The organism is Nocardioides luteus, assembly GCF_014648595.1.
In the GTDB taxonomy this organism is placed as follows: Bacteria; Actinomycetota; Actinomycetes; order Propionibacteriales; family Nocardioidaceae; genus Nocardioides; species Nocardioides luteus.
Genome location: NZ_BMRK01000015.1, coordinates 50,108 through 65,093, shown reverse-complemented (window position 1 = coordinate 65,093; position 14,986 = coordinate 50,108). Strand labels below are relative to the sequence as shown.

Sequence of the window (14,986 nt, the reverse complement as noted above, 5' to 3'; positions counted from 1 at the left end):
GTGCTGCCTGCCTAGGTGCTGCCTGGCGAGGTGGTGTCGAGGGCCGCGGAGCGCACCACTAGGTTGGGGCCATGCGCGTAGGACTCACCGGCGGGATCGCCTCGGGGAAGAGCACGGTCTCGGAGCTGCTGGCGGCTCTGGGAGCCGTCATCGTCGACTCGGACAAGATCGCTCGCGAGGTCGTCGAGCCCGGTACGCCGGGGCTGGCACAGGTCGTGGAGGAGTTCGGGCCGACGGTGCTGACCGAGGTCGGCGAGCTCGACCGAGCCAAGGTGGGGGAGATCGTCTTCGCCGACGAGAGCGCCCGGGAGCGCCTCAACGCGATCGTGCACCCGCTGGTCGGCGCGCGCTCCGCGGAGCTCGAGGAGGCCGCCCGGGTCGCGGGCAGGCTGGTGATCAACGACATCCCGCTGCTGGTCGAGGTCGGCTACGCGCCGTTCTTCGACGAGGTGATCGTCGTCGACGTGCCGGTCGAGACGCAGGTGGAGCGGGCGATCGCGCGGGGGATGTCCGAGTCCGAGGTGCGCGCTCGGATCAAGACGCAGGCCAGTCGTGAGGACCGGCTCGCTGCCGCGACGTACGTCATCGACAACACCGGCACGCTCGAGGATCTGCGCGAGCGGGTGCAGGAGATCTACGACGCACTCGCCTGAACGCGGCAGTAGGCACCGGTTGCTGCCATACTCGGCCGGGTGACTGGGGGCATGCACACCGATTCGTATGAGAAGCCGCGCCGCGCGAGGCGCTGGGTCCGACCGGTGATCGCAGGTGCGGTACTGGCTCTGGCAGCCGGTGCCGGCGCTGCTGCGGTGACCGTCGGCGTGCCGACGGAGGTCGAGCCGGGGGTCACCTCGGCACCCTCCGAGAAGCCAGACCCGAAGCAGGACACGACGCCGCTGACCTGGGGTCCGACGCGCGGTGAGCTGGCCACCGCCCGCGAGATGGTGGCGGGCTGGGACGAGGAGCAGCTGGCCGGTCAGGTGATCGTCGGCCGCTACCACGGCACCGACCCGGCCAAGGCGGCGAAGATGGTGCGCAAGCTCCACCTCGCCGGCGTCAGCGTGACCGGTGAGAACGTCGTCGACGAGGAGCAGGTGCGCGAGACGACCGAGGCGGTCAGCGAGGCGGTCGCCGCCGACGGGCGCACCTTCCCCGCGGTCATCGGCGTCGACCAGGAGGGCGGCGTCGTCTCCCACCTGCGCGGCGTGGCCACCGAGTTCCCGGAGTTCGCGGCCACGGGTGAGGCGATCGAGGCGAAACCGCGCAAGGGCGTCCGCGTCACCACCGAGGCGGCGCGCACCACCGCGCTCGAGCTCCGCGACCTCGGCTTCACCTGGGCCTTCGCCCCGGTCGCCGACGTGACCGTGGGCGCCTCCGACCCGACGATCGGGTCGCGCTCGCCCAGCGAGCACCCGCGCACCGCGGCGACGGCCGTCGCCGCGGCCGTACAGGGATACAACGAGGCGGGTCTGGTCTCCACCACCAAGCACTTCCCGGGCCACGGCGCCGTCACCGGCGACACCCACGTCGGGCTCCAGGAGCTCGACTTCGGCCGCAAGAAGCTCAAGCGGCGCGACCTGGTGCCCTTCGACGCCGCCGTCGACGCCGGAGCCCCGGCCGTCATGGTCAGTCACGTCGACGTCAAGGCGATCGCGCCTGGCAAGCCCGCCAGCATGGCCGGCCGCATCTACGACCTGCTCCGCGACGATCTCGGCTTCGACGGCCTCGCCGTCACCGACTCACTGGGCATGGGCGCGGTGACCACCACGACCAAGAAGCCCTCCGTCGCCGCCCTGCGCGCCGGCGCCGACCTGCTGCTGATGCCGGCCAAGCCCCGCGCCGCCCACCGCAGCGTCGTCAAGGCGCTCCGCTCCGGCCGCCTCGACCGCGAGCGCGTCGAGGACGCTGCCGCCAAGGTCGTCGCCATGCAGCTGTGGCAGCAGCGCATCGCCGAGCAGGTCCCGGTCCCCGACGACGTACGAGACCAGGCGGAGAAGGCCTCCGAAGCCCTCTCCAAGGCCGCCTCCCACTGACCCACCGCCGAAACGTCAGAAATCGACGCCGAGACGTCGATTTTCGACGCCGAGGCGTCACTGAGCGGGTTCGTGGCACCATCGGGCCATGAGCGATGTGGTGCTTCACGTCGACCTCGACCAGTTCATCGCGGCGGTCGAGGTGCTGCGCCGGCCCGAGCTCGCCGGGAAGCCGGTGATCGTCGGCGGGCGCGGCGACCCGACCGAGCGAGCGGTGGTCTCGACCGCCTCCTACGAGGCACGCGCCTACGGGGTGGGATCCGGGATGGCGCTGCGGCTGGCCGCCCGGAAGTGTCCAGACGCGATCTTCCTGCCGGTCGACCACACCGCCTACGACGCCGCCTCCGCGGAGGTCATGGACACGTTGCGCTCGCTGCAGTGGGGCGGCGTACCGGTCCTGGTCGAGGTCCTCGGCTGGGACGAGGCCTTCCTCGGACCGGGGCCCGGCCACGGCGACCTCGGCGACCCGGCAGCCTTCGCCCAAGACGTACGCGACCTGGTGCTCGAACGCACCCGGCTGCGCAGCGGGGTCGGCGTCGGTGACAACAAGCTGCAGGCCAAGCTCGCCACCGGGTTCGCCAAGCAGCGGGTGGAGGGTGCGGTCGCGCGCGAGGCGGGGGCGGGCGGCCACGAGCCCGGCCCGGACGGGCAGCTGCGGGGGACCGGCGTCTACCGGATCAGCCACGAGACCTGGCATGCGGAGATGGCCCACCGCCCGACCGACGCGCTGTGGGGGATCGGCGCGAAGACCGCCAAGCGGCTCGCCGCGCTCGGCATCGAGACGGTCGCCGACCTGGCCGCGGCCGACACGGCCTGGCTCGCCGCCGAGATCGGTCCCACGACGGGTCCCTGGCTGCGCCGGCTCGGGCGCGGTGCGGGCGCCAGCGCGGTCGACCCCTCACCCTGGGTCGCCCGCGGCCACGGCCACGAGGAGACCTTCCAGCAGGACCTCGTCGAGTGGCCCGACATCGTCGCCGCGACCCGCCGGCTGTGCGCGGAGTGCTACGAGGACGTGGCGAAGGAGGGACGGCCGGTGACCAGGGTCGAGATCAAGGTGCGGCTCAAGCCGTTCTTCACCGTCACCCGCGGCCACAAGCTCCCCGAGCCGACTCTCGACGCCGACCGCCTCGCCGACGAGGCCGAGGCGCTCCTGGAGCGGATCGAGAAGGACCGGCCGATCCGGCTGATCGGGGTGCGGCTCGAGATGGCGCCGCCTCCGGGCGGCTACTGACGGCGTGAGACAGAAAGACCCGGCGCCCCCGAGTCGGGGGCGCCGGGTCATCTGAGCAGATCAGGCGGCCGGCCTTGACCGGCCCGCGCCGTCGGGATCGCGCTCCGTGAGGCGACCCCGATCTGTCGGCTACGCCGCCAGGTCCGGGTCAGCGAACCGGCGCAGCTTCTGCAGGGCCTCGCGCTCGAGCTGGCGCACTCGCTCGGCGGAGATGCCGTGCTTGACGCCGATGTCGGCCAGCTTGTGCTGACGGCCGTCGGTGAGGCCGTAGCGGGAGCGGACGATGTCGGCGGAGCGCTCGTCGAGCTGACCGACCAGAGAGTTGAGCCGCTCACGGGACTCGACATCGATGATGTCGGTGTCGGGGCTGGGAGCGGACTCCTGGGCCATCAGGTCGCCGAGGGACGTGTCGCCGTCCTCGTCGATCGGGGTGTCGAGCGAGACGTGGTCACGGCCCCAGGAGAGCAGGTCGAGCACACGATCGATGTCCATACCGAGCTCGGTGGCGATCTCCTCCGGCTCCGGGTCCCGACCGAGCTGCCGCTCCAGGGTGCGGCGGGCGCCGCCGACCTGGTTGAGCTCCTCGACGACGTGCACCGGAAGGCGCACCACGCGCGCCTGCTGGGCGATGCCACGGGTGATCGCCTGGCGCACCCACCACGTCGCGTACGTCGAGAACTTGTAGCCCTTGGTGTAGTCGAACTTCTCGACAGCCCTGATCAGGCCGGTGTTGCCTTCCTGGATCAGATCGAGCATCGGCATCTGGGCGCGACCGTACTTGCGCGCGATCGACACCACCAGACGCAGGTTGGCATTGATGAACTCGCGGGTGGCTCGGCGGCCCTCTTCGGCGAGCCATTCGAGCTCGGCTCTGGTGGCTCCGCCGGGCGCCTTCTTGCGGCCTACGCGGCCTTCGGCCAGGAGGTGCTCGGCCATCAGGCCGGCCTCGATGGCCTTGGACAGCTCAACCTCTTTGGCAGCATCCAAGAGCTCGTTGCGGGCGATCTCGTCGAGATACAGCCCAACACTGTCACGGCCCTCGATCTCTCGGGTGGCGGTGGCGGTTGCGGTGCGTGTCGCCATGGGAACCTCCTCACGGTGAGGTTGGTGGCCTCACGATGCTTTCAACGCTTCGCTCGTCCCGGGTGTTCCCCGGTAGAGCGCCTTGTCATCGATCCGATTTCGATCTCTTGTCCGGTTCGACGTACGCGGCAGGCGATAAGTTGCATCGAGAGGTGAATCTCAGGGTCTTCTCATGGAGTACCCCGAGAGGCGCGCCGCTATGCCTTACGCGGAGGTCACCTGGTCGATCATCCAGGCAAGGCTGAACGCCCGGTCCTCCCACGCCTTGTAGCGGCCCGAGACCCCTCCATGACCGGCTGCCATCTCCGTCTTCAGGAGTACGTCACCAGGATTCTCCGCCGTCGCCCGCAGCTTGGCGACCCATTTCGCGGGCTCGACGTAGAGCACGCGGGTGTCGTTGATGCTGGTCTCGGCGAGGATCGGCGGGTAGTGCTGCGCGGTGACGTTGGTGTAGGGGTCGTAGGAGGACATGTAGTCGTAGGTCTCCCGGTCGGCCTCGGGGTTGCCCCACTCGTCGTACTCGGTGACGGTCAGCGGGAGCGTCGCGTCGAGCATCGTGGTCAGCGCGTCCACGAACGGCACCGCGGCGACGACCGCCCCCACGGCGTCGGGCGCCTGGTTGGCGACCGCGCCCATCAGCAGGCCGCCGGCGCTGCCACCCTCGGCGATGATCGTGCTCGGGGTCGACCAGCCGGTCTCGGCGAGGTGGCGGGCGCAGGCGATGTAGTCGGAGAAGGTGTTCTGCTTCCTCAGCATCTTGCCGTCGTCGTACCAGGCCCGGCCCATCTCGCCACCGCCGCGGACGTGGGCGATCGCGAAGCCGATCCCGCGGTCGAGCAGGCTGAGGCGCGGGATGGAGAAGTAGGGGTCCATGCTCGCCTCGTAGGACCCGTAGGCGTAGAGCAGCACCGGCATCGGACCCTGCTCGTGGAGGCCCTTCTTCGCCACGACCGAGATCGGCACCTGTACGCCGTCCGGGGCTGTCGCCCACAGCCGGTGCTCCTCGTAGTCGTCGCGGTCGTAGCCACCGAGCACCGGGGCCTGCTTGAGGAGGGTGAGCTCGCGGCTGCGTACGTCGTAGTCGTAGACGGAGGCCGGGGTGCGCATCGTGGTGTAGCCGAGCCGCACGACCGGGGTCTCGAAGGCCGGGTTGGAGCCGGAGCCGATGGTGTAGAGCTCGTCGTCGAACTTCACCAGGTAGTCGTCGGCGACGCCGTTCTCGCCGAGCTCCAGGATGCGGAGCTGGGTCAGGCCCTCGCTGCGCTGATGGACGACCAGGTGGCCGGCGAAGGCGTCGATGTCCTCCAGGCGTACGCCGGGGGTGTGGGGGAGCAGCGGCTGCCACTGCTCCCGCGGGGTCGGCGCGATCGGCGCGGTGGCGATCTCGAAGTCGGGGCCGGAGGCGTTGTGGGTGACCAGGAAGACGTCCTCGCCGGCGATGGTGGCGTGCTCCAGGGCGTACTCGACGCCCTCCTCGCGGGGCGCGAAGACCTGCCAGCCGGCGTCGGGGTCGTCGAGGTCGAGGAAGCGGTACTCGGCGGTGATCTTCGCGGCGGTGCCGATGAACATGAACCGGTCCGAGCGCGTGCGGCCGACGCCGACCCAGAACCGGTCGTCGGTCTCGTGGAAGACGAGCTCGTCCTCCTCCTGGGTGGTGCCGAGACGGTGGCACCAGATCTTGTCGGCGCGCCAGGACTCGTCGGCGGTCGTGTAGTAGAGCGACTCGGACTCGCGGTCCCAGGTCGCGCCGCCGTGGACGTTGGTGAGGACGTCGTCGAGCAGCTCGCCGGTGGCGAGGTCCTTGACGCGTACGGTGTAGCGCTCGTCGCCGGTCACGTCGGTCGCGTAGGCGAGCAGGGTGGTGCTCGGGCTGACGCTCGAGCCGCCCAGGCTGAAGAAGTCGTGGCCCTCGGCGAGCGCGTCCAGGTCGAGGAGCACCTCCTCACCGGTGACCTCGTCCGGGTTGGGCGGGGTCCAGTCGTCGGGGTCGGTGACCTTCACCCGGCAGCTCGCGCCGTACTGCTTCCCCTCGAAGCTGCGGCCGTAGTACCAGTAGCCGCGCGCCCGGCTCGGCACGCTCAGGTCGGTCTCCAGGGTGCGCGCCTTGATCTCCTCGAAGATCTGGGTGCGCAGGTCGGCGAGGTGCTCGGTCTGCGCCTTGGTGTAGGCGTTCTCGGCCTCGATGTAGGCGATGACCTCGGGGTTCTCCTTGTCGCGGAGCCACTCGTAGTCGTCGGCCCGGGTCAGGCCGTGGAACTGCTTGGAGGAGGGCTTCTTCGGTGCGATCGGAAACTCAGCAGGCATAGACGAGACCCTATCCTCGCGAGCCTCGAACTCCAGCGGACGGCAGCTGTTGCAGACTCTTGTCATCGCGTGGCTCTATCGCACAGCCGGGTCGCCGGCCGCGATACTGCACCCGATCGCCGTGACGACAAGGGCCGGTGGGCTGCCCCGGGAGCGGCCGAGGAGCCGCTCAGGTCTCGCTGTAGGGCTGCAGGTCGGGGTCGTCGACGGGGTAGGACCGCACCGGCCCCGCCGGCGTCTCGGCGGTCTCGAAGCGGACGGTGACGACGCCGCGTCCCGAGCCCCAGACCCAGCCGCGGCCCATCTCCGCGTGGACGACGTCCATCCCTGCGGCCCAGGTCGGCCGCCGCACCGGCTCGGGGAGCGTCAGCTCGGGCTCGGGCTCCTCCTCGGCGTCCTCGCCGAAGAGATCCTCCTGGATCCAGTCGGCGAGCCCCGAGACGCCGACCCCGAGGAGGCGTACGCCGCCGGCGGTCTCCCCGGCGGTGAACAGCTCGCCCAGCAGCGTCCTGGCCAGGCGGGCGATGGCTCCGGCCTGGTCGGTCGGGGCGGGCAGGGTCGCCGAGCGGTTGATCGTGGTGAAGTCGTAGAGGCGGACCTTGATCGTGATCGTGCGCCCGGACAGACCGCTCTTCTTCAGTCGCCCGGCGACCTCGGTGGCCTGCCGGGTGAGGATCTGCTCCATCAGCGGCCGGTCGGTCAGGTCGGTCTCGTAGGTGCTCTCCACGCTGACCGACTTGGTCTCCCGCTCGGGCTCGACGAGCCGGTCGTCCTGGGCCCTGGCCAGCTTGTAGAGGTTGGTGCCGTGGGACTTGCCGACGAGGCGTACGAGCTCCTCGACGCTGACCTGCTCCAGATCGGCCACCGTGTGGATGCCGGCGCGGCGCAGCCGTTCGGTGGTCGCCGGGCCGACGCCCGGGATGACCTTGACGTTCATCGGCCGGAGCAGGTCGAGCTCGGTGCCGGGGGCCACCACGACCAGGCCGTCGGGCTTGTCCAGGTCGCTGGCGATCTTGGCGATGAACTTCGAGCTCGCCAGACCGACGCTCGCTGTCAGCCCGCCGGTGACCTCGGCGACCTCGGCGCGGATCCGGGCGGCGGTGGCGGTCACCGTCTCGACCTCGAGGTCGGGGAGGTCGGCGGCCGCGAGGTCCACGAAGGCCTCGTCGAGGGAGAGCGGCTCGACGAGAGGGGAGAGGTCGCGCAGGATGCCGAAGACCTGCTCGCTGACCTTCTTGTAGGCGGGGAAGCGCGGATAGAGGAAGGCGGCGTGCCCGCACAGCGCCCGGGCCTCCCGGGTCGACATCGCCGAGCGGACCCCGAAGACTCTGGCCTCGTAGGAGGCGGTGCTGACCACACCGCGACCGCTGATCCCGCCCACGACCACCGGCCTACCGCGCAGCGACGGCTTGTCCCGCTGCTCGACCGAGGCGTAGAACGCGTCGAGGTCGAGGTGCATCACCGACGCCTGCGCTCTCATGGTGGCAACCTATCTGGCGGCGGGGACAGTTCGGACGGGCCGGTTGCGGTCCACAGGCATGCTTCGGGACGCGGTTGTCCACAGGCCGCGGTATTGGCGAGGAAACTGTCGGTGGGTGGCGGCGAGTGTGGATCGCATGACCACTACGAAGCTCTCCATCACCCGCCCCGAGGACGTCCTGGCCGCGGTTCCGGTCCTCCTCGGCTTCCAGCCCGAGAACTACCGGGTTTACGAACAGGTGAGAGGATCTGCACATGCCAGAGATGGGGAGTGGCTACGTTCGGCTGTCGGCCGTGGCCGGGGAGGACAACCTGAGCCTCGCCGGGATGGTCGACGAGGTCAAGGCCCTTGCAGCCAGCGAGGGAATCCACCTCCTGAACGTACATGTCGATGAGAAGTCCGGCGGCTACCGCGACCGGCCTGCCTTTCAGGCGTGGTTGGCGGAGCTTGCTCTGGATCACGTCTCGGTTGCCGTTGTCCACAGTGTCGACCGGCTGAGCCGCGAAGGCGTAAACGTCCTCGGCTCGATCTTGGACCGCCTAGAGGGCAAGGATCCGGCCACGGGCCGAGTCGTCCACGAGCCCGTACGAATGATCTCGGTTGACGGTCTCGACTCGCAGAGGGATCCCGAGGCATTCCGCTGGCAGATCGTCATTCGTGGTGAGGTCGGACGAGCCGAGCGCGGACGCATCATCCAGCGAAACAAGGACAACAAGCGACGCCTGAGGGAGGCTGGCCGCCATCCCGGCGGGCGCGCCATCTTCGGATGTCGTGTGGTCAAGCGCGAGTTGCCAGAGGGCGGCGTCGGAAAGTTCCTGGAGGTCGACCCTGTCACGGGCCCGATCGTGGAAGAGATCGCACGCCGCCTGATCGACAACCAGCCGATGAATCAGGTCCTCCGGTGGTTGGCGGCAGAGGGGATCACAACCAACAGGGGCAACGCGTGGTCGCCACGCTCGCTTCGGAACACGCTCCGCTCAACCAGCATTCGGGATCATGTCCTGGATCCGGCTACATGGCTGGCTCTCCAGGCCCGTCTGGACTCGACTCAAGAAACGCGATCTGAGGGCCCCGAACGGCCGTCATGGTCCGGGAGGCCGCCGACCTGGTTGCTATCGCGGGGGAACGGCGTCTGTGGCCGCTGCGGGTCGACCCTCTCGATCACCTATACCCGTGGTCACGCCCGGTACAACTGCACCGGGGTCGTAAAGGGCATCTGCCCCGGGGTCACCATCGCCGCTGAGCCGACAGACGCGTTCATCGCCGCCGAGTATCTGGCCGTCCATGGGGAGCAGCCCGCTATGCAGATGATCCCGACATGGCCAGGACAGGAGGAGCTCCGAGCGGCCACGCTCGCCAGGGACACGGCCAGGGATGCGCTCACGATGGCGGCGAGGGGTGGCGGGGGTGACGTCGTAGCCCTCGCGACCGACCTACAAGCGAAAGAGGCTGAGGTCGTCCACTGGGATCAGGTCGTCAAGTCCTCGAAGGTCTCTGTGACTCTCTCACTCAAGGGCTACACGCTCGGTCAGGAATGGGAGCGGGCGGCGCGTGAGGACCGCTGGCACATCATCTATCAGGCCATCGCCTATCCGATCGTTGTCCAGCCCGCCAGCCGGGGCGGCGTCACCGTCAAGGGAGAGATCGACACATCCCGGATCGAGGTCGCTTGGGAGGTCGAGATGCCGACTCCGACGCTGAACGACGAGTGAGTAGACTCGGCAACGTGTTCCCGTTGTTCGGTGACACAGACCGGTGGGGGAGGGCGGCAACCCTTTGATCCCGCCGGTCGTAGACGTGAAAGAGCCCGGAGACTGTCAAAGGTCTCCGGGCTCTTGTCGTTCGGTCAGTCGATCGTGTCGCCGTCGGCGTTGCCGTCGATCGTGTAGGTCGGGTTGCTCTTCGAGTTGGTCGAACCGCCGGGAGCGTTCGCCAGCGTGGAGGTATCGAAGACTTCGTCAGTAGCGGGCCACTTGGGGTCCTCGCGGTTGGCCGCCACGGTCGGGTCGCTCACGGGGAGGACACCGGCCGCCCGGCCACCAGCATCGAGGGTCAGGCGCCCATCGATGGTGACGTCGCCGGTGTAATCGGTCGCGTTGTCGTTGCCATCCTCGCCACGGTCGAACTGGCCAGCGGTGAGGAACAGGTTCGCCAGGACCGAGCCGGTACCGGAGATGATTCGGACGCTGGAGAGCGAGCCGGTCGAGTCGGACGCGAGACGGAAGTTGCCAGCATTCAGCGAGGCCGTCGCTACGGCACCGATAGCCGCGTTGACCTTGGTCACGACGGCGGCCGGGGTGTCAGCCGCAGCGAGAGCGATGGTGTAGCGGTTGTGGCCGTCGACCTCGACCACCAGGGCACCGGCCGCGACGATGTTGACGGCGTCGGCCGAGCCTTCGACAGCGGCAGCGACCGGGGCGGGGGAGATGGCGAACGTGTCGGCGTACGCGACGGGCGCGGCGGCCTTCGCATATCCATTGACGACCAGCCAGCTTTCGAGCGTGCCGGTGTAGTTATCGCCGACATTGAGGCCCTGTACAGGGCTCGTAAGTACGACAGTCATTTGACCTCCAAGGGGTTGGGATTGGCTATCTCAAATTCTCCCTTATCGGCGCCGACCATATGCCGATCGTGTGATAATCGTCAGGTGCCAAGGGGGTTGGCTGGCTTGGTGTTTGAACCTTTCGGCTTAGGCCTTCGACATTCGTGTCGAGGGCCTTTGTCGTTTGATTCCAATAGCGAATGCCCGACCTCAATGACGAGGTCGGGCATTCGCTGTCTAACAACCGCCGGGGGAACGGAGGGAATCCCGAGGTCCAGTTTACGGCGCTAGAGGGCGGCCGGTGTCGATGGCGGGATATTGCTAGGCGTCCACTTCGGCCACGTGCTGAATCGGGACTAGGCAGGCTCCTCGTACTGCTCTTCGAAGTCTGGCTCGTAGCGGGTGAGGAACCACGTCTTGTCCCTAAGGGCAGGGTGATCCCGCGCCAGGAAATGGCGTTCGCCCTGCTCGCTCAGGCGGACCTGGTGTTCTTCCCAGGAGACGATCGACTGCCACTTGACGATCTGCGCTACCTCGCACCTGTGGAACAGGTCGCCGCAGGAACACCGGCGCCGGTTGTCGGGGTCCTGGTGGTGTAGCCGCCGGAGGTCGCTCAGTGCGCCCATCGCCTTGTCGCGGCGTTCGTACGCCTCCTCTCGCTCCTCGTGGGCGACGGCCACGACAAGCTTGTCGAGGTTCTCCACGCGGACTAGGACGCGCGTCGGGCGAACCTCCAACTCCCGGCGAGCGTCTTCGGTCCTCCTGTCGGCGGCTGCTACCTCCCGTTGAGCAGCCGCAATGTGTGCGCGCATCGCTGGATAGATCAGCCGGAGCATCCTGAAGTGGTTCTGCGCCCGCAGTTTCCTGACCTCTTTGCTGTCGCCCTGGTGGTTGACGCAGTCTCGGCAATAGCCGGACGTGGTGAGCGCTGGGCGATAGGATCCCCCCGACGCGTGCATCCCCTGATAGAAGAGCTTGCAGCAGGGGCACTGCACTTCGTTTCCTTTCATACCCTCTAGGGTGTGCGCGAACGAGGGGCATCCGCGGACGACACGCTCGAACGCGTGTTCGCCCTTAGCGAACATTTCGGGGCTAGCCTTCAACGGTGAATGAACACCTACAGACTCGGCTAGAGGTTGTCGTCCAGAGTGCCCGCGAGTGGTCCGAGGCCAAGGCCGTCCTAGAGACCCTCGCCGCCAACGAGTGGGAAGCGGGCGACCTGCCCGACGCAGAGAATCGGCTGCATGAGCAGTTGGTTCACGACGTGCTCAAGTTCGCTGACGACTACCGAGCTTGGGAGCAGAGCCGGTCCTAGATCGCGAGCAGGATTGCTCCCCCAAGCGTGAAGACTTGGCCCAACCCGGCAGCGGCCAGCCCAAGGGCTTCCATCGGCAGCGCCTCCGCCCACTTCGCTTGCTCTTGCTGTTCTGCGACCTGCAAACGTTCCTCTAGAGCCGCGACGTGCTCGCGATGCGTCGTGACCCTGTCTTCAATCCCTGTCATGCGTTCGTCGTGCCTTGTCGCCTGTTGCTTGAGGCTGTCCTCAAGGTGTCCGAAGTTGCGAATCAGTTTCGCCACCTTCGTCTCTAGGTCGTCACTGTCTTCGATAGGCGTTCGCATGGTTGCGTAGATCGAATCGGCTATTCCGACGCCCGGCAGCGTGGCAAAGACGGCGCCTGTGATCGGCTCCGGTGGTCGCTTCCTCCGCATCAGCTTGACGACCTGGTCCCACGCGCTGCCTACCCACGACCACATCAGGACGCCGTCCGGGTCATCGTGCGCAATCTGCATCGCTCGTGCGGTCCACCAAAGGCCGCCGACAGTGAGGGCAAAGCCGATGGCCGTTGAGATCCAGCCCAAGACATCTGTCATGACCGGAACGCTAGGGAGTCGCGTCCTCGCGAATGGCGTACGTCGGCGCTGAGGTCCCCAAGATGGGCGATTACCGAGCGTAGAAGTCGCGCTCTGATGACTGGGGCTCAGGAACAGGGTTCAACTCGTGTGAGCGCGCCCAGTCGAGATGAATGCTCCAGCGCAGTAGACCGCCCTTGCTCTCTGCCCACAGGACCAGGCCATCCCACCGTTTCGGGCGCCCGGGAGTCTCGACCTCTCGCCACTCAAGCAGGATCCCGGGGCGTGGCGGGCGCCTCGGGATGTGGCCGCCGATCGACTGGTCCCACTGCCACCACACGAGCGTCGGAAGCGTCCTCTTCCGCTGCCGCTTCATCGTCGCTCTCATGAAGTGATCCTAGAACACGCGTTCGAACAGATCGGCCCCGACCAGCGCCTAGGCTGGCCGGGGCTTCTGTCGTTCTGGGTCAGGCCTCCGAGGGGTCGACCTTGACGGTCTCCCAACCGCTGCCGTCGGCCTTCATGCGGCGCTCGTAGGCCGTCTTCTGGCGGGAGGGCTTCGGCTCGCTGCGATCGACCGGCGCCACGAAGCCAGCCGGGGGAGCCGACTTGGTGCCCTTCATCAGATCCGTTGTCGCGATCGGCGAGGCATTGGCCAGGATCCGAGAGTCGCGCATGGTGACCGCGTCGACCGCCGCGCCGTCGTTCGGGTGCGGGTTGCGCGCACGCTGGTAGACCTGCTCAGCGAACGAGCCGGGACCGGCGATCTCGGCCGCACGCTTCCACTTCGCGAGCAGGCTCGGCGGGAACTGGCCATCGGGGTAGGTGGCGGTGACCACTCGCCCATTGCGGGAGTCGTCATCGCTTTCGAGGTCCTCGATAGCCGCACGCATGGGAGCGATGGCGGCGTTGAGCTCGGTCGTGTTCTTGACACCCATCGTCCAGCCCCGGTCGTACTGGCCGATGTCGATGCCCGCCTGCGTACCCACCTCGACCAACTGGCGGAAGGCCGAGAACGAGGCAAGGGCGGCCTTGAGGTCGGCGAGCGCCTGGGCCCGTCGACTCTCGATGTTCTGGCCGACAGCGCCGAAGATCTCTTCGCTGTTGTCCATCACCGCGCGCTCAAGAGCACCGACCGCGCGGGTCGCGTCGGAGATGGCGAGGGTCACCGCATCCTTGGCGGCGACATCGCGAGCCTTCCCCGGCTCGTCCCCGGCGTTGTCGTAGGCGCCGAAGGCGGCCAGCACGGCGTCACGCGCGGCCCGCTCGGCGTCCTCGACCTCGGGGACGGTGCCGAGGCGTACGGCGCGGGTGATCCGGCTCTGGAGGTCAGAGATCGAGGCGCGGCGCGGGAGGTTCAGGGCTCGAGCTGCCTGGCGGCGGCGCTGCTTCTCCCGAGGGCTCACCCACTCGGTCGGCTGGCCGGGAAGGTTGGAACTGCCAGTGTCGGACTGGCCGAGCATCTTCGAGACCTCGGCGTCGTAGTTGATGACGTCGGGGCCTTGGTCGTCGGTGGAATCACCGGGGTTACTCAGATATGCGGTCACGTGTCCTCCTTGGGGACGATTCGGTTATGGATGTGAGCCCTGCTGGCCCACGCATGGGAGATCTCCTCTCGCTATTGGTTGGTGCTGTTGGTGGTGCTGGTTCTCTGCCCCCGGGCCGAGCAAATTCGGCCCGGGGGACAGGGTGTTAGGCGGCTTCGCTCTCGACGCCCGGCACGCCCACGATCTGATAGAGGCCGCCGCGCTTGCCTCCGCAGCGACTGGTCCGAATGAGCGGCGCCGTCGGCAGCACATCCACCGGGACGCAGTGGGCATGCGTGGTCGGACAGAAGGGGCAATCGACGACGACCATTCGGACGTCGTCTTCCAAGTAGATCTCGACGACCGGCGCCACCTTCCCGCCGGAGCCTCGGAAGGGATCCCGGGTGGCCGCCGACTCAGCCTCTCGCTTCTCGGCGTGCATCGCGGTCATCGTCTGGGCGGCGCGCTCGGTCTTCATGCAGCCGCACGAGCGAGTGCCGTTGGCCAGGCCAGCCACTCGGACGAGCCTCTCGGGACTACCGCAATCGCACTGGACCCACACCTGACGCCTCTTCTTCCGGTCCTTGGCCCTCTCGCCCTCGCGAAGGACCGTCAACCGGCCGAACACATCGCCGGGGAGAGCCATGCTGGCCGTGGGTCCCGCCATCAGCGACCCATCCAGAAGCGTCGGAACTGCTCGCGGGCGCGCTGTTCGAGGTCAGGCTCGCCGAGATCCTCCCGGCTTGCGACGATGTCGCCCGCGCGAAGGTGGTAGCCGAGGATCTCGGCCTGAGTCTTGTCGGCCGCCCATTCCCTCACGGCGGCGACCCATGCGGGTCCGGCCTTCTCGACGTCCCCACCGAAGCGGGCGAGGAAGTCGAGGGCCTGGGGGTACTGATCGGTGGTGCTCTTGCGCTTAAAACGCGGCATGGTTCC

Annotated in this window: 13 protein-coding genes; 4 read left to right on the top strand and 9 right to left on the bottom strand. The window is 68.2% G+C overall.

Translation table 11 applies throughout. The features are described 5' to 3' along the window. The first annotated feature begins 71 nt into the window (after positions 1-71). From coaE to IEY81_RS17795, 3 genes are all read left to right on the top strand, one after another. The gene (gene coaE, locus IEY81_RS17805) at positions 72-653 is read left to right on the top strand and encodes a dephospho-CoA kinase (RefSeq protein ID WP_189119834.1); all 582 of its coding nucleotides are present in this window, start codon (positions 72-74) and stop codon (positions 651-653) included. Positions 654-704: 51 nt separating this feature from the next. Next, positions 705-2,033 carry a glycoside hydrolase family 3 N-terminal domain-containing protein gene (locus IEY81_RS17800; RefSeq protein ID WP_229787958.1) on the top strand — a complete coding sequence of 443 codons (1,329 nt, stop codon included), beginning with the start codon at positions 705-707 and terminating at the stop codon, positions 2,031-2,033. An 88-nt stretch (positions 2,034-2,121) separates the two neighbouring features. Then, positions 2,122-3,264 (top strand): DNA polymerase IV, encoded by a 1,143-nt coding sequence (locus tag IEY81_RS17795; protein WP_189119832.1) that lies wholly within the window; start codon positions 2,122-2,124, stop codon positions 3,262-3,264. Positions 3,265-3,393: 129 nt separating this feature from the next. On the opposite strand, the gene IEY81_RS17790 is transcribed toward IEY81_RS17795, so the two are convergent. The 3 genes from IEY81_RS17790 to IEY81_RS17780 all read right to left on the bottom strand — a co-directional run bounded on the left by IEY81_RS17790 (position 3,394) and on the right by IEY81_RS17780 (position 8,131). Then, positions 3,394-4,347 (bottom strand): sigma-70 family RNA polymerase sigma factor, encoded by a 954-nt coding sequence (locus tag IEY81_RS17790; protein ID WP_189119831.1) that lies wholly within the window; start codon positions 4,345-4,347, stop codon positions 3,394-3,396. 204 nt (positions 4,348-4,551) lie between these two features. Further along, on the bottom strand, positions 4,552-6,651 hold the full coding sequence (locus IEY81_RS17785; RefSeq protein WP_189119830.1) for a S9 family peptidase: 2,100 nt from the start codon (positions 6,649-6,651) through the stop codon (positions 4,552-4,554). 169 nt (positions 6,652-6,820) lie between these two features. Then, positions 6,821-8,131: a DNA polymerase IV gene (locus IEY81_RS17780; RefSeq protein ID WP_189119829.1), complete on the bottom strand. Its 1,311-nt coding sequence runs from the start codon at positions 8,129-8,131 to the stop codon at positions 6,821-6,823. A gap of 254 nt (positions 8,132-8,385) precedes the next feature. Between IEY81_RS17780 and IEY81_RS17775 the strand changes: the two genes are divergently transcribed. Further along, positions 8,386-9,843, top strand: a complete 1,458-nt coding sequence (locus IEY81_RS17775) for a recombinase family protein (protein WP_189119828.1) — start codon at positions 8,386-8,388, stop codon at positions 9,841-9,843. Positions 9,844-9,977: 134 nt separating this feature from the next. Here the strand turns inward: IEY81_RS17775 and IEY81_RS17770 are convergent, their stop codons facing one another. The 6 genes from IEY81_RS17770 to IEY81_RS17745 all read right to left on the bottom strand — a co-directional run bounded on the left by IEY81_RS17770 (position 9,978) and on the right by IEY81_RS17745 (position 14,980). Next, positions 9,978-10,694, bottom strand: a complete 717-nt coding sequence (locus tag IEY81_RS17770) for a hypothetical protein (RefSeq protein ID WP_189119827.1) — start codon at positions 10,692-10,694, stop codon at positions 9,978-9,980. Positions 10,695-11,029: 335 nt separating this feature from the next. Next, positions 11,030-11,758, bottom strand: a complete 729-nt coding sequence (locus IEY81_RS17765; protein WP_189119826.1) for a hypothetical protein — start codon at positions 11,756-11,758, stop codon at positions 11,030-11,032. A gap of 226 nt (positions 11,759-11,984) precedes the next feature. Continuing rightward, positions 11,985-12,545: a hypothetical protein gene (locus tag IEY81_RS17760; RefSeq protein ID WP_189119825.1), complete on the bottom strand. Its 561-nt coding sequence runs from the start codon at positions 12,543-12,545 to the stop codon at positions 11,985-11,987. A 446-nt stretch (positions 12,546-12,991) separates the two neighbouring features. After that, on the bottom strand, positions 12,992-14,071 hold the full coding sequence (locus IEY81_RS17755; protein WP_189119824.1) for a hypothetical protein: 1,080 nt from the start codon (positions 14,069-14,071) through the stop codon (positions 12,992-12,994). 145 nt (positions 14,072-14,216) lie between these two features. Further along, the gene (locus IEY81_RS17750; protein WP_189119823.1) at positions 14,217-14,528 is read right to left on the bottom strand and encodes a hypothetical protein; all 312 of its coding nucleotides are present in this window, start codon (positions 14,526-14,528) and stop codon (positions 14,217-14,219) included. A gap of 188 nt (positions 14,529-14,716) precedes the next feature. After that, positions 14,717-14,980, bottom strand: coding sequence for a hypothetical protein (locus tag IEY81_RS17745; RefSeq protein WP_189119822.1), 264 nt, complete (start codon positions 14,978-14,980; stop codon positions 14,717-14,719). Positions 14,981-14,986 lie beyond the last annotated feature (6 nt).